Source organism: Xanthomonas sp. NCPPB 1062 (assembly GCF_041481705.2).
GTDB lineage: Bacteria > Pseudomonadota > Gammaproteobacteria > Xanthomonadales > Xanthomonadaceae > Xanthomonas > Xanthomonas euvesicatoria.
The window spans coordinates 160,653-184,846 of record NZ_CM192987.1 but is presented as its reverse complement, the minus strand read 5'-3'; the positions used below and the strand labels follow the sequence as shown (position 1 = coordinate 184,846).

Here is a 24,194-nt window from a genome sequence, read left to right as displayed (position 1 = left end):
TGACTTGCTGCGCAAGCGTCCGCCTGCACAGACCCATGCCATCACAGTCGAGTGGGAGCGCAGCAATGCAAGCGATGCCAGCACATGGCCCACCCTGTCGATGAAGAAAGCTGGAGGCATGACGCAGCTGCCGCCTACCGCCGGGCCGTTTGCCCGGTGGTAGGCGCAGGAAGCATCAGCCATACGGCGTCAGCACGATGGCGCCCAGCGGTGGCAACAGCAGCGGCAGCGATTGCGCGTGCCCATGCATGGATTGCTGCTCGGCCGTCACGCTGCCGCCATTGCCCAGGTTGCTGCCGCCGTAGATGCCGGCGTCGCTGTTGAACACCTCGCGCCACTGGCCGCCTTGTGGCACGCCGATGCGATAGCCGTGCTGCACGACCGGAGTGAAGTTGATCACCACCAGCACCGGTGCGTCGCCACGTTTGCCCTTGCGCAGGAACGCCACCACGCTATTGCCGGCATCGTCGCCCACCACCCAGGCGAATCCGGACGGATCGTCGTCGTGCGCATGCAGCGCCGGGTATTGCACATACAGCCGGTTCAAATCGCGCACCAACGTCTGCACACCACGATGGCGAGGGTCGTCGAGCAAATGCCACGGAAGGCCGGCGTCGTGGTTCCACTCGGTCGGTTGGCCGAATTCGCAGCCCATGAACAGCAACTTGCGCCCCGGGTGGGTGAACATGAAACCCAGGTACGCACGCAGGTTGGCGAAGCGCTGCCAATCGTCGCCCGGCATGCGGCCCAACAACGAACCCTTGCCGTGCACCACTTCGTCGTGCGAGATCGGCAGCACGAAGCGCTCCGAATACGCATAGACCATGCTGAAAGTCAGCTCACCGTGGTGGTAGCGGCGATAGATCGGATCCAGCCCGGCGTAATGCAGGGTGTCGTGCATCCAGCCCATGTTCCACTTGTAGTGAAAGCCCAGGCCGCCGTGCGCCACGTCGGCGGTGACACCGGGAAACGCAGTGGATTCCTCGGCAATCATCACCGCGCCGGGTGTGTGCTCGCGCACCACCTCGTTGAGCCGGCGCAGGAACGCGATGGTCTCGTAGTTCTCGCGCCCGCCGTGGATGTTGGGTATCCACTCGCCGGCGTTGCGGCTGTAATCGCGATACAGCATCGAGGCCACCGCATCCACGCGCAGGCCATCGACGTGATAGCGCTGCAGAAATTCCATCGCACTGGCAATCAGGAACCCGGATACCTCGCGGCGGCCGTGGTTGTAGATCAGCGTATTCCAGTCGCGGTGGAAGCCTTCGCGCGGGTCGGCATGCTCGTACAGCGCGGTGCCGTCGAAATGCGCCAGCCCGTGCGCATCGGTGGGAAAGTGCGCCGGCACCCAATCGACGATCACGCCGATGCCTTCGCGATGGCAGCGGTCGACAAAGCGCGCAAATCCATCGGGTGTCCCGAAGCGCGCGGTCGGCGCGAACAGACCCAATGGCTGGTAGCCCCAGGAGCCGCCGAACGGATGCTCGCTCACCGGCATCAACTCGACATGGGTAAAGCCCATATCGGCCACGTACGGAATCAGGCGATCGGCCAGCCCGTCCCAATCCAGATCCAGGCCTGCTTCGCGCAACCACGAGCCGGCGTGGATCTCGTAGATGCTCATCGGCGCGTCATGGGCCTGGCGGCGCGCACGCGTGGCCATCCAGCCATCGTCGCTCCACTGATGCGGCGTGGGATCGGCCACGATGGACGCAGTGCCCGGCGCAAGCTCCGCGCGGCGTGCCACCGGGTCGGCCTTGGCCGGCAGTTCGTGCCCGTGCGGACCGCGCAGCTGGTACTTGTAATGTGCGCCGGGGCCGACGTCGGGCACGAACAACTCCCACACGCCGGCCTGGTGACGCAGCCGCATCGGATGACGGCGCGCGTCCCAGCTGTTGAAGTCGCCCACCACCGCCACGCGCGAGGCATTCGGTGCCCAGACGGCAAAGCGCGTGCCGCGCACGCCGTCCACTTCGACCACGTTGGCGCCCAGCGCGTCGGCCAATTGCAAGTGGTGGCCTTCGCTGATCAGGTGCAGGTCGAAGTCACTGAGCTGCGGGCCGAACGCGTACGGGTCGGCGGTCTCCTGCTCGCCACCGGGCCAGCCGATGCGCAGGCGATACCCACCGTGCGCCGGCAACTCGCCGGCGAACAGGCCCGGCTCCGGGCCGGCGTCCAGCGCCACCACCTGCCCATCGTCGAGCACCGCGCTGACCCGGTCGGCGCCGGGTAGATAGGTGCGCAACAAGCGCCCGTTGTCGGACGGGTGTGCGCCCAATACCGCGAACGCGTCGCCATGGCGCGCCTCTGCCAGGGCGCGTACCGCGCCGGGATCCCATCGATTGCTCACTGCTGTCATTACTCCACTCATCATGTGTCTCCTGCACCGGCGCGTGCGCGTTGCAGGATGCGTCGCAAGCCTTCGATCGGCACCATCAACCAGCCAGGGCGATTGGCCGCTTCATAACGCACTTCGTAGCAAGCCTTCTCCACCAGGAACAACAAGGTGGCTGCATTGAACGCCGCCGGCGCAATCCACGGATGGGCGCTGGCGTCGAGCACGGCATGGTAAGCGTCCAGGAAGGCTTGTGTGGAGCGGCGGCGGAATTGCACCAGAAATTCGTCCAGGTGCGTGTCCACGCCAACACCCGCGCGGGCGGCGGTGCCTTCCTCGCCACGTGCCGACACTTCGCTGGCGTAATCGAGCGAGCGCAGGAAGCCAGCCACGTCGCGCAGCGGGCTGGCCTTGGCGCGGCGTTCGGCCAGCGGCTTGGCCGGCTCGCCTTCGAAGTCGATCAGCACCACATCGTCGAAGGCCACCAGGATCTGGCCCAGGTGGAAATCGCCATGCACGCGCGTGAGCAAGGAATCGGCCAGCACGCTCGGCGCCCTGGCGAGCAAGGCATCCAGCTGCGGGCGCTCGGCGAGCACCGCCTCCAGCGCCTCGCGTTCGGCGCTGTCTTCGCTGCCGGCCAGGCGTGCGTTGACGGTGTCCCACATCTCTTCGACCTGGCGTCCCACGCCGGCCACCACATCGTTGGCGGTGGGCAGGTCGATGCGTTGCGGCGCGAAGTCGGCATCGTCGGTGGCGCGCGACAGCGCTTCGTGCAACTCGGCCAGGCGCTTGCCCACCACGGCGGCGAAGGCATCGTAGCCGGCGACCGCTTCGGCGCGCGCCTCGTCGGTCTGCGCGGTGGCGTATTCGTCGAAGCTGCGCGCCAGATGGTCCAGCGTCCAGCGCCAGGCATCGCCCTGGTTGCGGATGAAGCCCTGCAACAATGCGATGGTGGTGACGGTGCCCTGCGCGTCGATGCGGCTGACGCTGCCCAGCAGTGGCGCGGCATTGGCATAGCCCATCTCGGTCAAGCGGCGGCCGATCTCGATCTCCGGGTTCGCGCCTACGGCCACATGCCGCAGCAGCTTGAACACGGCCTTGTCGGCGACCACCAGCGAGCTGTTGCTCTGTTCGGCCGACAACCAGCGGATCTCCGGATCTTGCGGGATATCCAGCGTTGCCAGTGCCGGGGTGGCTTCGAAGCAGACCTGCCCCTGTTGCGAGGCATCGTCGCCGTCGCAGAAGTCCAGCGCTGCATTGCTGCGCAGCGCATCGATCACACCGCGCACCATGGGCTTGAGCGCAAACGCATCGGTGAGATAACCCACCTCGCGGCCCTGGCGCACGCGCGCCAGCGCCAGCTGCTCGGCCAATGTGCTCGGCTGCTCGCGCTCCCACACGATGCCCACCGGCAGCATGTAGCGCTCGTGGCGGCCGTCTTCCAGCTCTACCTCCAGTTCCAGCAGTGTCATCGGCTCATCGCCCGGCAGCGGCGTGCGGCGCGCGATGCGCACGCTGCGCAGCGCCTGGTCCTTGGCCGAGAACCAGCGTCGTGCCGATAGCCACGCCGGCAGGATTTCGCCTTCCAGGGTGGGCAGATGCGGCAGCAGTGCGGCGCTTTCGTCGGCATCGCTGCGCAATACCAGCGTGCGGTAATCCGGCAGCGGCACCGGGCTGGGGACATGCCAATCGGGCAATGTGCCTTCGCTGACCAGCTGGAAGGCATAGAAGCCGAACGGCGGCACCGTCAGCAGATAGGTCAACCGGCCGATCGGCGGGAAGCTGCCGCCACCGATGATGTCCACCGGCACCCGGCCCTCGAACTCGGACAGATCCAGCTCTACCGCCTGCAAGGTGTGCGAGAGGTTGGCCACGCACAACACGGTTTCATCCTGATAGCAGCGCAGGTACGCCAGCATGCGGCGGTTGCCCGGGTACAGGAAGCGCAAGCTGCCGCGGCCGAAGGCCTGGTAGCGCTTGCGCACGCTGAGCACGCGGCGGGTCCAGGTCAGCAGCGAATGCTGGTCGCGCATCTGCGCTTCCACATTCACCGCCTGGAAGCCGTACAGCGGGTCCATCACCGGCGGCAGCACCAGCTGCGCCGGGTCGGCGCGCGAGAAACCGCCGTTGCGGTCGATCGACCATTGCATCGGCGTGCGCACGCCGTCGCGGTCGCCCAGGTGGATGTTGTCGCCCATGCCGATCTCGTCGCCGTAGTACAGCACCGGCGTGCCGGGCATGGTCAGCAGCAACGAGGTCATCAATTCGATGCGGCGGCGGTCGCGCTCCAGCAGTGGCGCCAGGCGGCGGCGAATCCCCAGGTTGATACGGGCGCGGCGGTCGGCGGCATAGGTCTGCCACAGATAATCGCGCTCCGAATCGGTCACCATTTCCAGCGTCAACTCATCGTGGTTGCGCAGGAAGATCGCCCACTGGCAGCTTTCCGGAATCTCCGGGGTCTGGCGCATGATGTCGGTGATGGGGAAGCGGTCTTCGCGCGCGATGGCCATGTACATGCGCGGCATCAGCGGGAAGTGGAACGCCATATGGCATTCGTCGGCATTCTGGCCGAAATACTGCTGGGTATCTTCCGGCCACATGTTGGCTTCTGCCAGCAGCATGCGGTCCGGGTATTCCGCGTCCAGGGTGGCGCGGATCTTGCGCAGGATCGCGTGGGTTTCGGGCAGGTTTTCGTTGGAGGTGCCCGGGCGCTCGATCAGGTACGGCACCGCATCCAGACGCAGGCCATCCACGCCGCGATCCAGCCAGAAACGCATCACCTCCAGCACCGCTTCCAGCACCGCCGGATTGTCGAAGTTCAGATCCGGCTGGTGCGAGTAGAAGCGATGCCAGAAGTATTGCCCGGCCACCGGATCCCAGGTCCAGTTGGATTTCTCGGTATCGCAGAAGATGATCCGCGTGCCTTCGTATTCCTGGTCGGTGTCCGACCATACGTAGAAGTCGCGCTCTGGCGAGCCAGCGGGCGCATGACGTGCGCGCTGGAACCAGGGGTGCTGGTCGGAGGTGTGGTTGATCACCAGCTCGGTGACGATACGGATGCCGCGCGCATGCGCCTGCGCCACCAGCTGCTCGAAATCTTCGATGCTGCCGTAGTCCGGATGCACCGCCATGTATTCGGCGATATCGTAACCATCGTCGCGGCGCGGGCTGGGATAGAACGGCAGCAGCCAGATGGTGTCTACGCCGAGTTCGGCGATGTAGTCCAGCTTGGAAATCAGCCCCGGAAAATCGCCGATGCCGTCGTCGTTGGAGTCGAAGAACGACTTGACATGCACCTGGTAGATGATCGCGTCCTTGTACCAACGCTGGTCGGCAACCACGGCGGACTGCTCTGCGTCGGCTTGTAACGATGCCACTGCATTCATGCGACCTCTCCTGCGCGGATGCGCCATAACGCGAACGGTCGCGTTGCCTCTAGACGGATGTGTTGGTATTTGCCGTGCCACGCGAAACGATGGCCATCCCACAGATCGTCCACGGCGACGCTGGCGTGATCGGGCAGGCCCAGTTCCCACAACGGAATTTCGATATCGGCGTCCTGCCCGGCGTGCGGATCCAGATTGATCGCCACCAGCACCATGCTGCGGCTGCGCGACAGGTAGCCGGCATCCAGGAATTTGCCGTAGTACAGCACCTGGTCGTTATGCGCCTGGTAGAAGCGCGTGCCCAGGTGTGACTGCAGTTCCGGATGCATGCGGCGCAGCTGGTTGAAGCGGGTGATCTCCTCGACGATGTCGCCGGGCGCACGTTCGGGCCAGGCGCGCAGCTGGAATTTTTCCGAGTCCAGATACTCTTCCTTGCCCGGCGCCAGCGGCGTGGCCTCGCAGAGTTCGAAGCCCTGGTACATGCCCCATAAGCCTGAGAGCGTGGTGGCCAGCGCGGCGCGGATCAGATGGCCGTTGCGCCCACTGGTCTGCAGGAACAGCGGATTGATATCGGGCGTATTGACGAAGAAATGCGGGCGAAAGCATTCGCGCGGCACGCCCTCGTTCAACTCTTCCACATAGGCCTGCAGCTCGTGCTTGTGGTTGCGCCAGGTGAAGTAGGTGTAGGACTGCGAGAAACCGCATTTGGCCAGGCGGTACATCATCTTTGGCCGCGTGAAGGCTTCGGAGAGAAACACCACATCCGGGCGCCGGCCGCGCACATCGGCAATCAGCCATTCCCAGAACGGGAACGGCTTGGTGTGCGGGTTGTCGACACGGAACAGCGTGACGCCTTCGTTGACCCAGAACAGCACCGCGTCGCGCAGCGTATTCCACAGGTCCGGCACCGCGCCGCTGGCGTAGAAATCGACGTTGACGATGTCCTGGTATTTCTTGGGCGGGTTCTCCGCGTACGGAATCGAGCCATCGGCGCGCCAGGTGAACCAGTCCTTGTGCTCCTTCAACCACGGGTGATCCGGCGCGCACTGGATGGCAAAATCCAGCGCCACTTCCAAACCCTGCGCACGCGCGGCCTGGATCAGGCGTCGAAAGCCTTCCAGTCCACCGAGTTCGGCGTGAACTTCGGTATGCCCACCATCGGTCGCACCGATCGCGTATGGGCTGCCGGGCTCGCCTTCCACCGCCGTCACCGAGTTATTGCGGCCCTTGCGGTTGTTCAGGCCGATCGGATGGATCGGCGGCATGTACAGCACGTCGAAGTTCATCGCACGGATGTGCGGCAAGCGCTTGATGACGTCATCGAAGGTGCCATGCCGGCTCGCATCGCCACTTTGCGAACGCGGAAACAGTTCGTACCAACTGGCAAAGTGCGCCGCGCGACGCTCGGATTCCACCCGGAAGGTGACCGGATACTCCGAGCGGAATGGCTTGTCGTCGGCCTGCGCCATCGCCTGCGCGGTGTCCGGCTCCAGCACGATGGCCAGCTGCTGCAGGGGTTCGCTCTGCGCACCGATGCGGGTGAGCACTGCCTGCAGGCGCTCGGCCAGCGCACCGTCGCTGCGCGCCTGTGCGGCCTGCACTGCCGCAATCGCCTCCTGCACATCGACCGGCAGCACCGTATTGGCAGCACGTTTCTTTTCCAGATCCGCATGCAAGGTGGCGAAGACGTCGCGCCAGGCTTCCACGCGAAATTCGTAGGTGCCGATGCGTTCCAATGGAAACTCGGCGCGCCAGCGGTCGTTGTCCAACGCACGCATCGGCGCGCTGGCCCAGGTCTTGGCGTCGGCCGGACGCCACAGCACCGCCACCGCGATGCGGTCATGCCCATCGCAGAACGCGTCGGCCTCCACGCAAATGCGGTCGCCCACCGTGCGCTTGACCGGAAAACGGCCGTTATCCACCGACGGCGTCACCGACTCGATGCACACGCGTGGCCAGGTACCGGCCGTCTGCGCACGCGGGCGCATGCGCGGCACAGCCAGCACATGACGCGCTGGCACGCTGCGATACACGCGCACTTCGCCCGGCTCCAGCGCCTCCAGCGTGGCCCCGGACAAGGTGCGGCCATCTTCGGCCACCAAGGCCTCGGCGTCGCCGAGCAGGCGCAACAGGTCTGAGGCCGGCACCGGCACCACATGCCGGGTGTCGCCGTTGATCAGTAACAAGGAGGGCAAGCCGCCCAGCGGCTCGATCGCCACCGCGGTGAGCCCGGTCGCCTCACGCAGCAGCGGGCGCAACCGCATGCCTGCATTGCTGGTTGGCAGGCCGTCGGTGATGCGGATCGACGATGGCAATGCCGCCAGGTGCGCATCGTCCAGCAGCCATGCCCCGCCCAACGCCAGCGCCAGTTGCCAATGCTGCTCGGGCGCCGCGGCGCGCTTGCCATCGGGCGCGTCCAGCACGGCAACGACCTGCGCCGCCAACGCACGCAGTGCGCTGTCTTCGTCGAAGAACCAGCTGCCGCGGCCATCCCACCAGGCAAGCGACGAAAACGCCACATCGAACCCGGCACCGGCCAGCTGCTGCAAGGCCTCCAACCCCAGACCCGGCGTCCACGCCGCAAACACCACCTCCGGCGCCTGCGCGTGCACGCGCGCGATCAATTCGCGCCAGCGCTGTACTGGCACCTGCTGCGGCTGCAGCAGCCGGAAGCCACCCACGCCCTGGCCCACCCACTCCAGCAGGCGCGCACTCCACCATTCCACCAGCGCCGCACCTTCCTGTGCGTAGGCAAAGCGGGCTTCGGCCACTTCCGGCGTCGCACGCGGCTGACGCGGGTCCGGAACCGCGGTGCTGCGCGCGCGGAACCACTGTGGGTTATCGCGCACCACCGCACTGGCACCGCCCACTTCGTCCAGGCGCACATCGATCAACAGCTTTACCCCCGCACGGCGCGCCGCCTTCACCGACTCGTGCAGGCGCTGCATTTGCGTCGGGGCACCGGCCGCCGGCTCGATCAAACGGCCTTCGGCATCGCGCTCGAAGGGCGCGGCCATCACCACGTAATCGCAGCCAGCCTCGCGTGCCGCCACGCAGCGCTGCTCCAGCCCGGTCGGGTCCTTCAGTGCGTCATTGAGAACACAGATGCGCATGGCGCCCCCTCAGCGAACAACGGCGCGCAGGGGCGCCATTACGAGTGAAGCCAGCGCCTGCTTGCCGTTTGGCAGTGATGCGAGCCTTTGCTCACCACACCCCGCACCATCACCTGCACGTACCGAACCTTTCCGTATTGACACACGCCGGCACGCTGCCCGACCGACCCTGCCACCCGTGACTGCACTCATGCGCGACTCCGCAACGATTCTTGACCCATGCAGTCAAGCACCCCCACTGCGAATTTCATGTGTCGGCGGAATTGACGAAAATCAAACAAGCGCGGCTGTGGTGTGTCAGTACAGCAGCGCTCTTTCCCGTTGGGGGAATGCATGCACATTGCGTGACAAGCGCCACCGTAAGCATGTCGTGCAAGCGTGCTAGTGCGGGCCGAAGCATGGCGGAGCAGACCGCCGATGCGTGCTCAGCGACATTGCCCGGTCGGGCACGGTACCCGTCGCGTCGCCAGGTGTGCTAGGCAAAGACGGCGAGGACGTTGCAGGCGGCGACATGCGCTTTCTGCAGGGCACCCAGCCATTGAATCGATTCGATAAACCGTGACCTTGCACCGGGACCACACGCTAAGACGCTGCATGCGCGACGTCGATTTTGGATCAACGGCATCCTAGAACGTAGATGCCCAACCACTTGATTGGTTGGCGCGCCGAAAAGTTACTGTCGCTTTGATGAAGACAGCCGATTGATGAAGCCCGTAAATATTTAAAAGTCGACGTCTCACAATATTATTTATAGATAAAAGACCGCGATACTCTTCCCGAGTCTCCCTTATGTCGATTAGCAACCGGAACAGCGCTTCTCTGGCAGCCAGGTAAGGATTTTCCCTACATCCCTAGCGGACTCAGCACATTAAAATATCGTTAGGGGCAACGCATCGGCATTGGTGATAGCTGTTACCGGTCAGGCGGTCATTTGCAAATGGATAGTGGCATAAAGGGAAGGGTGCGCTTGCGCGCCACGTGGTGTGCTGTGCTGATCGCCGGCGCCACACAGCAGGTCTCCGCTCAACAGATCACAGACCCTGCGGCGCAAGAACTACTGCGCCAGCAAGAACGTGAGCGCGTGTTGCGTGAGCAACAGGAAGCGCGGCCGGATGTGCGCCTCGAACGTGCTCCGGACGAGGGTATCGGGCGCCTGCCGAAAACCGAAGCGCCCTGCTTCGTGATCGAGCGCATCGTCCTTGATGGTCCCGGCGCGGACGACTTTCGTTGGGCCTTGGCCTCGGCCAATACCAAGGATGATCCGGCAACCGGGCGCTGTCTCGGTACCGACGGCATCAATCTGGTGATGAAGCGGGTGCAGAATGCGGTGATTGCGCGCGGCTAAGTCACCACGCGGGTACTGGCGGCCCCGCAGGACCTCACCGGCGGCACCCTGACGCTGTCGCTCGTGCCCGGACGCCTGCACACCGCGCGCTTCAGCGCGCCTGACTCGGCGCGGGCCGCAATTGCCAATGCAGTGCCAGCACGTCCTGGTGAGCTGCTCAACCTGCGCGACATCGAGCAAGGTCTGGAAAACTTTCAGCGCGTGCCGACGGTCACCGCAGATATCCAGATTGCACCCGCCGAAGGGAGCGGCACAGGCCCAGGCGAAAGCGATCTGGCCATCGCCTGGCAGCAGCGTTCGCGGCTGCGTGCCAGCCTGAGCCTGGACGATGCCGGCAGCGATGCGACCGGCAAACTTCAGGCCAACGGCACGCTCTCGCTGGATAATCCACTCGGCCTCAACGAGTTGTTCTACGTCAGCCTCGGCAAAGGCGTGTTCAACGCCGCCGGTAAAGACACCGACAGCTGGACCGTGCACTACGACATTCCATACGGCTATTGGTTGTTCGGTGCGACTGCAAGTTCCTACGATTACAGCCAGGCCGTTGCCGGCGCCATCGAGACCTACGACTACAGCGGTCGTAGCCGCAATGCAGAAGCACGCATCGATCGCCTGCTGTTTCGCAACGCGGCGATCAAGTTCGGGGCCTATGGCCGCGGTTGGTGGCGACAGTCGACCAGCGCAATCGACGACACCGAGATCGAGGTGCAACGGCGGCGCATCGCCGGTTGGGAGCTGGGCCTGAACCATCGCCAGTTTTTCGGCAAGGTCACGTTCGATGCCAGCCTGGCCTATCGGCGCGGTACCGGTGCATTCGACGCCTTGCGCGCCCCGGAAGAACTCGCGCACGCGTTCGATCCGTCGATCCCGCTGGAGGGCACCTCGCGTATCAAGCTGATCGTGGCCGATGCGCAGGTGGTGGTGCCGTTTCAGATCGGCAACCAGCGCCTGCGCTACAGCGCGTCCTGGCGCGCGCAGTGGAACCGCACGCCGATGGCACCGCAGGATCGCTTCGCAATCGGCGGACGCTTCACGGTGCGTGGCTTCGATGGCGAGGCGACCCTGAGCGGCGATCGCGGCTGGTCGCTTCGCAACGACCTGGGCCTGGCAATCGGCGGCGGACTGGAAGTGTATCTGGGTGCCGACTATGGGCACATCGGCGGTCAATCCACGCGCTTTCAGGCCGGCGATCACCTGGCCGGCATCAGTCTGGGCCTGCGCGGTGGTTGGCAGCATTTCTCGATGGACACCTTCCTAGGGTCCGCACTCGAAAAGCCAGCCAATTTCCCGACCGACTACACCACCTTCGGCTTCAGCCTGTCCTGGCGTTATTAAACATCCACAAGGATTAGTGACATGAATCGCGTCTACCGTCTGGTCTTCAATCGCGCATTGCGCGTCTGGCAAGTGGCGTCGGAGCTGGTACGTGCTCCAGGTGGCAGTACAGGTGCCAGCACTCCTCGCGCACATCACGCCAGCATCGCACCGCTGCACTTTGCCATGCTCTGCGCGCTCGGCTTTGTGAGTCTAGTCGACGCCGCACAGGCGCAGTGGGCTGGGCGCATCGTCGGCGATCCCGCAGCGCCCGGGAACGAGCGCCCGACGGTCATGACCGCGCCCAATGGGGTGCCGCTGGTCAATATCACCACACCTTCTGCGGCAGGCGTGTCGCGCAACCGTTACTCCCAATTCGATGTGGGCCGCGAAGGCGCGATTCTCAATAACGCCCGCAGTCAGACCCAGACCCAATTGGGCGGCTGGGTGCAGGGCAATCCGTGGCTGGCCACCGGCGGCGCGCGGGTCATCCTCAACGAGGTCAATGGACCGGCCAGTCGACTCAATGGCTATGTCGAAGTCGCCGGCCAGCGCGCCGAGGTCATCATCGCCAATCCTGCCGGCATCCAGGTCGATGGCGGCGGGTTCCTCAACGCCAGCCGGGTGACGCTGACTACCGGCACGCCGATCCTGTCCAACGGCGCGCTGGAAGGTTATCGGGTCAATGGCGGCGCTATCCAGGTTGCTGGTGCTGGCCTGGATACCAGCGGTGCGGACTACACCGATCTGATCACCCGCTCGCTGCAGGTGAATGCCGGCATCTGGGCCAACCAGCTGCAGGCAAGTCTCGGTAACAATGTGGTCAGTGCAGACCAGTCTCGTGTCACCCCGCAAGCGGCCAGCGGCCCGGCACCCACTTTCGCACTGGATGTTGGCGCGCTCGGCGGCATGTTCGCCAACAAGATCTGGCTGGTCGGCAATGAGAATGGCGTTGGCGTGCGCAACGCCGGCAACATCGGCGCGCGCGCCGGCGAATTGGTGGTCACCGTCGACGGACGGCTTGAGAACACCGGCACACTGCAGTCGCAGCAGGACACCCGTGTCGCGGCCACTGCCGGCATCGCCAATGCCGGCACGCTCAGTGCCACGCGCGAGCTGCGTGTCAGCACGGCGGCCGATCTGGACAACCGTGGCGGTACCTTGAATGCGCAGCGGTTGCAGATCGATGCGGCCACGGCACGCAATCAGGGCGGTAGCATCGAGCAAACCGGTCTCCAGGCGCTGGGCGTGACTGTTGGCAGCGTCACCAACCGTGCAGATGGCAGCCTCGGTGCGGTCGCAGCTGCACCGACCAGTGGTGGAACGTCACCCGGAACAGGCGGCAACACCGGAAACGGAGCGCCCGACAACAACGGTAGCAATGGAGGAAGCGAAACCATCACGCCTCCTTCAAACGGCCAGGCTCCAGTAGTCGCACCGCTGGCGGCTGGTGCGCTGACGATCGCAGGTCTTCTGGACAACGATGGCGGCCGCATCAACGCGGGCGGCGATGTGTCGCTGTCGGCGGCCAATGGCCTTGACAACAGCGGGGGCCGGCTTGGCGTGGCCGCCCTGAGCGCACGCGGCGATCTGCTCAACCGTGCCGGTACGCTCACTGTCTACGGCGACGCAGATCTGCAGCTGGGCGCGCTGGTGAACGATGCCGGCCGCCTCAGCGTGGCAAACGCATTGCGGCTGGAGATGCAGTCGTTGAGCAATCGCAGTGGCGAGTTGCGTCATAGCGGTGTTGGCACGCTGGCCATGCAGGTGCGTGGCTTACTGGACAACACGCAAGGCGTGCTCGCCAGTAATGCCGCAGCACTGCAGCTCAACGCCCAGACCGTCGTTAACGCGGCCGGCCGCATCGAGCACGCAGGCAGGCAAGGGCTGACACTGGCCGCGCAAGACTGGTCCGGCGCAGGTGGCAGCATCGCCACCTTGGGCGCGCTCACCTGGCGCGCGGGTACGGTGGATCATCGCAATGCTGCAGTGAGCGCCACGCAGCTGACCTTGCAGGCCGACACCTTCGACAACCGCGGTGGCGCGCTGCTATCCACCGGGCCTCAGGCGGCCACGTTGCAGGTCGCCGGCCGTCTGGACAATGGCGATAACGGCAGCATCGCCAGCAATGGCGACCTGGCTCTGCGCGCCGGCACGCTAGGCAATGCGGGCGGCCAGATTCAACACGCCGGCACTGGCCTGCTGAGTATCGCTGCCGACGCGCTTGAAGGACGCGCTGGCCGCCTGATCAGCAACGGCGGATTGGCGGTGACAGGCGGCAACATCGATCTTGCCGCAGGCAGCATCTCTGCACAGCAGATCCGCATCGACGCCGATGCGCTCAGCACGGCCGGTGGCAGCCTCGTCTCTCAGGGCAATCAGGCGCTGCAGTTGAGCGTACGCGATCACCTGGACAACCGTGCCGGCAGCCTTGCCGGCAATGCCGGCGTCACCATCAACGCAGGATCGTTTGGCAACCAGGGCGGCTCGGTCCTGGCTGCGGGGAGCCAAGCCGCAAGCGTGAGCGTGGAGGGCACACTGGACAACAGCGCCGGCACCATCTCCGGCAATGCAGCAGTCCTGCTGCGGGCTGCCAGCCTCCTCAATCGCGGCGGAAATGTTCTCGCCGCCAACGGCGCGGCGCTGCAGGTTCGTGCAGCCACCGTGTTGGACAACAGCCAAGGTGGCCGCCTTGCGACCAGCGGTGACCTCAACGTCAGCGCATCCACACTGGATAACCGTGCCGGCGCCATCGAGCATGCCGGCAGCGGTACGCTGACCGTGACGGCCGATGCGCTGCAAGGCGCCGGCGGCAAGGTACTCAGCCTGGGCAACGTGCAACTACGCGGCGGCGCGCTCGATCTGGGCGCAGGCAGCGCCACGCAGGCGCAGCGCATCGACATCAGCGCGGATAGTTGCGTACCGCCGGCGGCATTCTGAGCGCCACCGGCAACGACGTTATGCATCTGCATGTGACTGGTGCATTGGCTAACGACGGCGGCACCATCGCCGGTAATGGCGCGCTCGCGTTGCAAGCAGGCGCCCTCTCCAACCGCACCGGTACGCTCAGTGCCGCCGGCACCGCCGACAGCCGTCTCGATGTCACCGGGCAACTGGACAACACCGGTGGTCGCATCGCCAGCAACAGCGCGACCTTGTACGTTGGCGCAGACCATCTCATCAACCAGCAAGGCACGCTCAGCCACTCCGGCACGCAAGGCATGGACATCGTCGCCGGCCGTGTGGATGGCAGCAAAGGCACCATCGCCAGCAGCGGTGCGCTGTCCTTGACGGCAACCGATGTCGACCACCGCGAAGCCACCATCGGCGCCGATCGCGTGGATCTGCAGGTGCAAACACTGGACAACCGCGGCGGGCGCATCGTCGCCAGCGGCACCGGCGCCAGCAGTGTCCAGGCCAACGCGTTGAACAACGCGGGCGGCACACTTGCCGGCAATGGCGACCTGTTGCTGAGCAGCACCCTGCTCGACAACACGCTAGGCACCATCCAACACGCTGGCATCGGGCAACTGCAGATCGCCGCGCAGACACTCGCCGGCACTGGCGGCAAGATCGTCAGCAACGGCACGCTGCGCGTGACCGGGCAGAACACCGACCTGACCAATGCCAGCACCTCGGCACGCACCATCATGGTCGCCACCGGCAACCTCACCACGGCGGGCGGGCAACTGTCGGCCAGCGGAGACCAACTGCTCAAACTCGACGTCTCCGGCACGCTGAACAATCGCGGCGGCACCATTGGCGGTAACGGGCTGTTGGCGCTGGGCACGCAGAATCTCATCAACACCCAAGGCACGGTGCAGGCTGCCAGCAGCGGGCAATCCTCGCTGACCATCGTGCAGGCACTGCAGAACCAGCAAGGCAAGATCCTGCTTGGCGGCGACGGGCGTATCACCGCCGCCAGCGTCAACAACCAGGCCGGCACCTTGCATGCGGCCGGTGGCGTGTTGCAGCTGGACGTGGACGGCGTGCTCGATAACCGCGCGCAAGGCGTTGGTGTCCAGCGTTGGAAAGCTGGAGCTTGAGGCCGGCACACTCGACAACACAGCAGGCACCGTCGTTGCAGGCACCGACCTCTCGGTAATCACCGACACTGCGATCGGCAACAACAATGGCGCCATCCAGGCCACCAATGCCTTGCGTCTGGAAAGCGCCGGTCTGTCCAACCGCGCCGGCAACATCATCGGCGGTAACGTCGTGGTCGACACGCGGGCACAGCAGCTGGACAACACCAGCGGCACCATTGGCAGCCAAGTCGGCGCACTCGATGTGCGCAGCGGAGCGCTCAATAACGCAGGCGGGCGACTGCAATCGAAGGCTGCATTGCTGCTGCAGACCAATGGCCAATCCATCACCAACACCGGTTCAGGTGCCAATGGCGGCATCCTGGCTGGCGGAGGCCTGCAGGTGGACGGCGGCGCGCTGGACAATCGCGGCGGCGCGGTATTCGCCCAAGGCGATGCACGCGTAGCTGTGAGCAGTGTCGATAACAGCGGCGCCGGTGTATTGAGTGCGGCAGGCAACCTTGCCCTCACCGCAGCGGCGCTGAACAACGCTGGCGGCCGAGTGCAGGGCAGCCAGGCCGTCAACCTCACGTTGGCAGGTGCGCTCGACAACCAGGCCGGCCTGGTCGCTGCCGGCGGCTTGTTGACCCTGAACGCGTCCAGCGTGGACAACCGCAACACGCGCAACAGCGCAAACCCACTTGGTCTGCAAGCGGGCCAGTTGCAGCTGCAAACGCAGGCGCTGGACAACCGTCAGGGACAAATCGTCACCGATGGCGCAGGCAATCTGCAGGTGACAAGCTCGCTCAACAATACCGGCGGGCAGATCTCGTCGGGCGGCAGCCTGGACATGCGTGCCGATGCCGTTGCCAATACCGCAGGGCTGCTACGCTCGGACGGCAGCCAGAGCCTGACCGCGCGCAACCTGAGCGGCGATGGGCAGGTGCATTCGCAGAGCAACCTCACCCTGACCCTGCGCGAAGGCCTGACCAACACCGGCGAAATGATCGCCAATGGCACGCTCGCCATCCATACCGACGGCGACATCACCAACCAAGGCATCCTGCGTGCCGGCACTATCGATCTTGCGGCGCGCAACGTCGACAACGCCGTCAACGGGCAGATCACCAGCCAGGGCGTGACCCACATCGCAACCGGCGGCCAACTGGTCAACCGCGGCCTGATCGATGGTGGCGTCACCCATCTGCAGGCAGCAACGCTGGACAATGTGGGCACTGGGCGCATCTATGGCGACCATGTCGCGATCGCCGCGGGCAACTTGCTCAATCGTGCCGAAACCATCTCCGGCGTCACCCGTGTTGCCACAGTCGCGGCGCGCGACCGCTTGGATCTGGGCGTCGGCCAGCTCAGCAATACCGACCGCGGCTTGATCTACAGCGATGGCGACGCTGCCATCGGTGGCACGCTGGATGGCAATCGCCTGGCCACCGGCATCGCGCGTCAGATCGACAACCTCGGTTCCACCATCGAGGTGGCCGGCGATCTCGATCTACACGCCACCACCATCAACAACATCCGCCAGAACGTCGTGGTCACCCAGACCACCACCACATTGGCACCGGTGCGCCTGGATCAGCCGAGCTGGCGCAACAACGGCGCGAACGACACGTCCAATATTCGCTCCACCAGCAACTACGGCGCCACCGAGGTGTACTACCTCAACCCTCAGGACATTCTGGAGGACACACCCTACATCACCCCGGATGGCTACCAGGTGCGGCGCGCGGTCATTCGCGTCACCCCGCAGACCAGCGCGTATTTCTTTGCACGCGGCGGTCTGTATCGAGCCACGGGCGAGCGGTCGCGGTTGAATTCCCAATCGGGCACGCTGACCATTTACTACATCGGCCGCCAGGACAATCAGGCCAATCCGGACCAAGTGACCGTGGGCGCGGACGATCCGTTCCGCGAGTTGTCGCAAACCGAGCCCGGCTCACCCGCGTTCCGTTACACAAGCGACACGCTCAATTACTCCAATGCCTATGGCACCTGCACCACCAACTGCGTGCAGTTGATGGCGCAGTTCGCCTATACCGACCCAGATCACATCCTGATGAATCCGCAGGGCACCGGCGGCGGCAGACTGGGCGACAACGAGCGCTATCGCATGGCCACGCGCACGGTGGTCGAAGACGTGCTCCAGCCCGGCGCGGGTCCGGAAGCCGTGATCCATGCCGGCGGTGCAATGCGTATCGGCACCGATGCCTTGCGTAACGAATACGCCCGCATTGCCGCCGGCGGCGATCTATCCGTGGCCGGGCTCACCCAAACCGCCGACGTGACCAATCTGGCCTACACGTTGTTCCGGACGCACAGCTTCAGCAACGTCACCACGGCCTACAACGGCACCACGCGCAGTTGGAGCAACCCGTCCATCTCCGAGCAGATCGGCCAAGTGGGTGGCGCGATTACCAGTGGCGGCACGCTGAGCATCGATGTCGGCGACCTGAGCAACCTCAATCAGGGTCGCGATGCGCCCAACGTGCAGGATGGCGCGGCGGTGGCCAACCTCAACATCCGCGGCTCGCAGGCAGCGCCCACCGGCCCTGGCCGCGGCAGCGTCGGTGGTGCGGCCAGTGTTTCGATTGATGCGGCCGGCCGCGTCATCGCAACCGTGACCCAGGCCGCCAGCGGCAACGCGGGCGGTGCCGTGAACAACGTCGCCAACAATGGTCCGGTCAACGGCGCACGTGTGGTCACTGCGGCCGGCGGCTCGCCGGATCGGATTGTCATGGGCACGCCCGATACGCGCGCGCCCACCGGCAGTCTGTTTACGGTCAGGCCGTCAGGCAGTAACTACCTGGTCGAAACCGACCCGCAGTTCACCGACTACCGCAGCTGGCTGGGTTCGGACTATCTGCTCAATCAGATGGGGTATTCCGCCGACACGCTGCAAAAGCGCCTGGGCGATGGGTATTACGAGCAGAAACTGGTGCGCGAGCAGATCGGCCAGCTCACCGGCCGGCGTTTCCTGGAGGGCTACAAGAGCGACGAAGCGCAGTACCAGGCGTTGCTGGATGCCGGCGCCACCATCGGCAAGGCCTGGAATCTACGCCCCGGCGTTGCATTGACCGATGCGCAGATGGCGCAACTCACCAGCGACATCGTCTGGCTGGTGGAGCAGACCGTCACCCTGCCCGATGGCAGCACCACCACCGCGCTGGTGCCGCAGGTCTATCTGCGTTTGCGTCCCGGCGATCTGGAAGCCGGCGGCGCATTGCTGGCTGGCGCCAATGTCGATGTCACCCTGGCCGGTGGCCTGAAGAACACCGGCACCATTGCCGGCCGCCAGCTGGTGTCTATCGACGCAGGCTGCATCGAGCACCTGGGCGGCAGCATCAGCGGTGACCAGGTGGGGCTGCGCTCTGCCAGCGATATCCGCATTGCCGGTGCCACCGTCACCGCCGTGGATGCGCTGAGCGTGCAGGCGGTTGGCGATGTCACGGTAGCCTCGACTGTGGAAACGCTCGAAGGCGGCGGCTTCCACCAGTACAGCACCACCCAGCTCGAGCGTGTGGCCGGCCTGTATGTCACCGGCGCCAATGGCAGCGGTGTGTTGTCGGTGGTGGCTGGCCGCGACGTCAACCTGCAGGCCGCGCAGATTCGCAACGCCGGCACCGATGGCGTGACCCAGCTGGTCGCAGGCAACAACCTCAACCTGAGCACGCAAACGCTCTCCCACAGCACCAACACCACCGCCAACGACCGCAATTTCCAGCGCAGCAGCGACATCACCCACCTCGGCACCACCGTGCAAGGTGCAGGCAGCGTGGTGCTGGCCGCCGGCAACGACCTCAACCTGACCGCCGCGCAGGTGGGCGCAGGCAAGTCCATGGCCTTGCAGGCCGGGCGCGACATCAACAGCGTCGCGGCGGTGGACAGCAGCTCCAGCGACCGCAGCACGGTCACCAAGAGCAACTCGCTGGCCGCCTCCAGCGACGACGAAGCCGTGCGCGGCACCCAGCTCGGCGCAGGCGATAACATCGTGATGCAAGCCGGCCGCGATCTCACGCTGGCCTCCACCGCAGTCGCCAGCCAGACCGGTGGCATCGCCTTGGCCGCCGGCAACGATATCAAGCTGCTGGCAACGCAGGAGCAGCATGATGCGGTGGTGGACAAGGAAACGCGCAAGAAGAGCACCTTCTCCAGCGAGAAAACCACCACGCACGACGAATGGCACGATAGTCTTGCCATTGGCTCCTCGCTAAGCGGCAAGACCGTCAACGTGGTGGCCGGCAACGATCTCGCCGTGGTGGGCTCAACGGTACTCGCAGACGGCGACGTACGTGTCGCCGCAGGCAACAACGTCACCATCGAATCGGCACAGGACACCAGCAACGAAGCGCACAGTGTTCGCCAGAAGAAATCGGGGCTGACCGGCGCAAGTGGCGGTGGTGTGGCGAGCGTGGGCTATTCCAAGTCCAGCAGCGACAGCCAGGAGTCCACCCGCACCGTCACCCAAGTCGCCTCGTCGGTGGGCTCGACCGATGGCAATCTTGTCGTTAGCGCCGGCAACCAGCTGACCATTGCCGGCTCCGATCTCGGTGCCGGCAAGGACCTGACCTTGGCCGCCAAGGACATTGCGTTATTGGCACGTCAGGACACGGTCGATCACCAGGCCAGCCAGTCCAGCAAGTCGAGTGGCTTCTCGGTGGGTGTAACCTACGACCCGGGCGCCTCCTACCGCGGTGCCCGCGATTCCACCACCAAGAACATGGTCGATACCGGCTCGACCATGAGCAAGATCAGCCGCGATGCCGAAGGCGCTGCCGCCGGCACCATGGCCGCGATCACCCCGGTGGTGATCCAGGCCAGTAGCCATCGCTCCAACGCGTCGCAAAACGCAAGCACCAGCGACGCGCGCGTCAGCCAACTGGCTGCTGGCGGCAATCTCACGCTGCTCGCCAGCGATGGCTCGATCACCAGCCAGGGCACCCAGATGTCTGCCGAAGGCAACGCCGTGCTGCTGGCCAGCAAGGACATCGTGTTCGACGTCGCGCACAACACCCAGTCCAGCGGCAATGCCAGCAACGGCAAGGGCTGGGGCTTCAACAACGCGGCAGGCTTGCCGTACGGCAACTACAACCAGCAAGGCACCGGCAACGGCCAGACCGACACCATTACCGGTACCCAGTTGTCGGTCGGCGGCAACGCCAGCCTGACCACCACGCAGGGCGACATCTCCCTGACCGCAAGCAACATCGCAGCCCAGGGCAATGTGAGCCTACGCGCGGCCGGCGACCTGGCCATTCAGAGTGGGCAGGACATTCTCGGCAATGCCAACCAGTCCACCAGCAAGGGCATCGGCACGGTGGTCATCTCCGACACCGAGCGCTTTGCCGGTTACAACAAGAAAAACCACACCGACGACAACGCGCAGGTGGCGCAGGTGGCCAGCAATGTGGGCAGCCTCGGTGGCAATGTCAGCCTGACGGCCGGCGGCACGTACACCCAGTCGGCCAGCAATGTGGTCGCAGCGAAAGACGTCGACATCAACGCCGCATCGATCCAGTTGCTGACTGCCAACACAAGCAGCTCCGCCTCGCAGCAGGACGACGACCTCAAGATTGGCGCGTTCGCACGCATCAAGTCCCCGCTGATCGACCTGATCAACAATGTGGACGATGCACGCAAGTCCGATGGACGCTTGGGTGCGATGCAGGGGATGGCGGCGGCGGCGAATGCGTATCAAACGGCGAAGGCTGTTCAAAGTGGCTCGCTGCTCAGCGTGGAAGCTGGTGTGGGCTTCGCCACCAACGAGAGCAGCTTCAATAGCAGCAGTCAGATTTCGCAAGGTTCGACCATTACCGGTGGTGGCAATGTGCGTCTGAAGACCACCGAAGGCGATCTGCATATCGTGCAGGGCAACCTCAAGGCCGGCGATACGCTGAGCCTGGATTCGGCACGCGATCTGGTGCTGGAAGCGGGCAGCTCCAGCACCACCGAACAGAGCAAGGGCAGCAATGCGGGCTTCGAGGTCGGCGTTGGCGCCTCGGTCGGCGCGCAGACCGGTGTCTATGCGTATGTGCAAGCCAGTGCGGGTAGCCACAAGTCCAACGTGGATGGCAGCACTTGGCAGAGCACACAACTGGCCGGCCAGAACATCGTCCTCAAGTCGGAAGGTGACACTACCTTGCGTGGCGCGGTGGTCAAAGGCGACCGGATCGACGTGCAAGCTGGTGGCGACCTTACCATCGAGTCGCTGCAAGACAAACTGGATATCCAATCCAAGGAAAGCAGCGTGGGTGGTCGGGTGCAGATCTCGGCCGGCACCGCCTGGGATGTCAGCGGCTACGCCAGTGCGGCCAAGGCCAACGGCAACTATCTCGGTGTCGTTGAGCAGTCGGGCCTGTTTGCGGGCAATGGCGGTTACCACGTCACCGCCGGCAACGTGAACCTGATCGGCGGCGCTATCGCCAGCACCAATGCCAACAACAGCGAATTGACCGCTGACTCGGTGACGTTCACCGATCTGAAGAATCAGATGGACTACAGCGCCTCGTCGGGCAGCATCAGCGGCGGCTTCGGCAGTACCGGCAACCAAACCGATGCCAACGGCAACCCGATCGAGCGGACCGCTGGCGAGCAGTCCAAAGACATCGGCAACAACATCGCCAACGGCAACTACGGCAAGGCCAATACCGGCAGCTTCATGCCGGGCGTGCCGATGAGCGAGAGCGGCAGCGACACGACCTACACCCGCGCCACGTTGACCGAAGGCACCATCAAGATTGGCGGCAAGACGACCACGGCCGCAGCGACGGGCCTCAACACCGATGCCAGTGCCGCACACGAAGCGGTTGCCACACTACCGGACGTGCGCAAGATCTTGGGCGAGCAGCAGGCAATGGCAGCTGCAATTGGGACCGTAGTGCAGACTGGCGTTAGCATTCGTAATGACATCAACGCATCCATTGACGAGGCTCAAAGACAGAAGAAGGAAGCAAAAGCTGTTCTTGAGGATCCAGTACTGAGCGCATCGTTGACTCCCGAGCAAAAGGTTCAGCTAGCAATGATTGCTGTTGAAGCAGACAAAGAAACTGCGCGCCTTCAGAAAGTCGGAGTGCTCGTCAGCTCAATTACCGGTGGGATTTCCGTAGCATCGGGAAGCACAGGCCAAATCTTAGCTGGCACCTTGGCGCCAGTTGCCTCGTACCAGATTGGTCAGTATTTCAAAGAGAACGCTACTCGTAATGACGTGGACGGTGGCAATCGCGGTGAGGAAGGAAGTGCAAGTCATTTGCTTGCGCACTCAGTACTGGGCGTAGCGATTGCTTCCGCTGGTGGAGGAAGTGAACTGATCGGAGCGATAACGGCTGCCGGCGCGGAAGCTGCAGCCCCGGCCTTGGCAAAGTTTTTGTATGGTAGAGACAGCAATGACCTCAATGCGGACGAAAAATCTACGATTAGCGCAGTCGTAGGTCTAGGCGGGGCAGTTTTAGGCTCATTTACAGATGATCTGCGTGGAGCAATAGTTGGCAGCTCAATAGCGAAGAATGCTGTCGACAATAATTGGGGGGAGGTCGGGCATTATTCGACTATGGCTACTGTGCTATATCTCGCGGGTTTTTCTGAGCGCGATGCGAAAGCCATAGCGCTCGCAGCTTGGTCACCTGATACGGATACGCGCAACGCCATTACCATCAAAAATATTGAGGCGGGAAACACTGCAAAGGGTGATCAGCAAAATATTCATCTGTTAGACGGGGAGTCGGATCACTTAAAGGTCGTGGCTAAACAAAAGGAGCTCGGTGCACAGGTAGCTGAGATTCTTAGTGAAATTAATAATCTAAGAGACAATCCCGAAGGTAAAGCTGCAATACTGTCAAACCCAGAGAATCAGAGAATTCTGCACGCGTTTGGAGATTCTTTCGCTCATGTACAGAAAGACGGAACACATTATTCTGGGGTTGTAGGCCATCTCTCGGATGGCGTCGATCCTGATGATCCGGCCAAGCATCCTCAAGCGTACGCAAATTATGTTTCTAGTCTTTATCAGATCGCGATTGAAGGAAAGGGTCTAGTAAAACAAGCAGGTAACTTGGATCAATTGAGCGCAGCTGTAAGTTCCAAGAACACCGAAGCTGCACAGAAAGCTGTATTAGCCGCTGCAGCAGAGCTGCGTGGCGGGAAAGACCCTGCACTTGTTAATTCACCTTTGTCTGATTGTAAGCTATATAAAGAATGCAGTGAGAATAAAGCGAATTCTATTATTAACGGAATGTATGGTGTGTGGCCAGTTGGTCCGCCTCTGATAAACTGGTCGAATCTCCCTAAATGATGTTTTGGTGCATCAAAATAAGTCAATTAACTAAGGCAACATATTGTGTTTAAAAAAACAAAAAATACGCTTTGGGGCTTTAATGCCGGATTCTGGCTTATCCTTTCACTAAATTTCGCAGGGTCAATTCTATACCACTGCGGAACATCGGGCTGCAAATTTTTGGGGGCTTTACTGATTTACCTTATACCCCTTTTTATTTTTTTATCATTTTTATTGACGGTAAATTTTATTCTTTGTATAGCTAGAGGCCTTAGGCCTGGCAAGACGGAAATAACTCTTTTACTGCTCACTTTCTTTGCTTTGGGGTATTCATTTTCACAGCTTTCTTCCTCATAGCTGTAGCCTTAGCAGGCTGCTGAAATACCTCTCTG

The 24,194-nt window shown here is 63.5% G+C and carries 3 protein-coding genes and 2 pseudogenes; 2 read left to right on the top strand and 3 right to left on the bottom strand.

What is annotated here, in order from left to right; all coding sequences use genetic code 11:
* Positions 1-175: 175 nt before the first annotated feature.
* The 3 genes from glgB to ACCQ16_RS00710 are packed head-to-tail and all read right to left on the bottom strand — an operon-like array spanning position 176 to position 8,834.
* Positions 176-2,359 carry a 1,4-alpha-glucan branching protein GlgB gene (glgB, locus tag ACCQ16_RS00720; protein WP_046932016.1) on the bottom strand — a complete coding sequence of 728 codons (2,184 nt, stop codon included), beginning with the start codon at positions 2,357-2,359 and terminating at the stop codon, positions 176-178.
* Between the two features lie 11 nt (positions 2,360-2,370).
* Positions 2,371-5,721, bottom strand: coding sequence for a maltose alpha-D-glucosyltransferase (treS, locus tag ACCQ16_RS00715; protein WP_008574468.1), 3,351 nt, complete (start codon positions 5,719-5,721; stop codon positions 2,371-2,373).
* On the bottom strand, positions 5,718-8,834 hold the full coding sequence (locus ACCQ16_RS00710; protein ID WP_372380171.1) for a maltotransferase domain-containing protein: 3,117 nt from the start codon (positions 8,832-8,834) through the stop codon (positions 5,718-5,720). Before ACCQ16_RS00710 ends, treS begins: the two co-directional genes overlap by 4 nt.
* Before the next feature lie 937 nt (positions 8,835-9,771).
* Here ACCQ16_RS00710 and ACCQ16_RS00705 point away from each other — a divergent pair.
* Together ACCQ16_RS00705 and ACCQ16_RS00700 are read left to right on the top strand one after the other, a co-directional pair.
* Positions 9,772-11,514 (top strand): annotated as a pseudogene (locus tag ACCQ16_RS00705) (ShlB/FhaC/HecB family hemolysin secretion/activation protein).
* A gap of 21 nt (positions 11,515-11,535) precedes the next feature.
* A pseudogene (locus ACCQ16_RS00700) lies at positions 11,536-23,820 on the top strand (hemagglutinin repeat-containing protein).
* Positions 23,821-24,194 lie beyond the last annotated feature (374 nt).

Excerpts from the sequence above, each read along its gene's own strand:
- glgB (WP_046932016.1), bottom strand. The coding sequence starts at position 2,359 with ATGACAGCAGTGAGCAATCGATGGGATCCCGGCGCGGTACGCGCCCTG.
- ACCQ16_RS00710 (WP_372380171.1), bottom strand. The coding sequence starts at position 8,834 with ATGCGCATCTGTGTTCTCAATGACGCACTGAAGGACCCGACCGGGCTG.
- treS (WP_008574468.1), bottom strand. The coding sequence starts at position 5,721 with ATGAATGCAGTGGCATCGTTACAAGCCGACGCAGAGCAGTCCGCCGTG.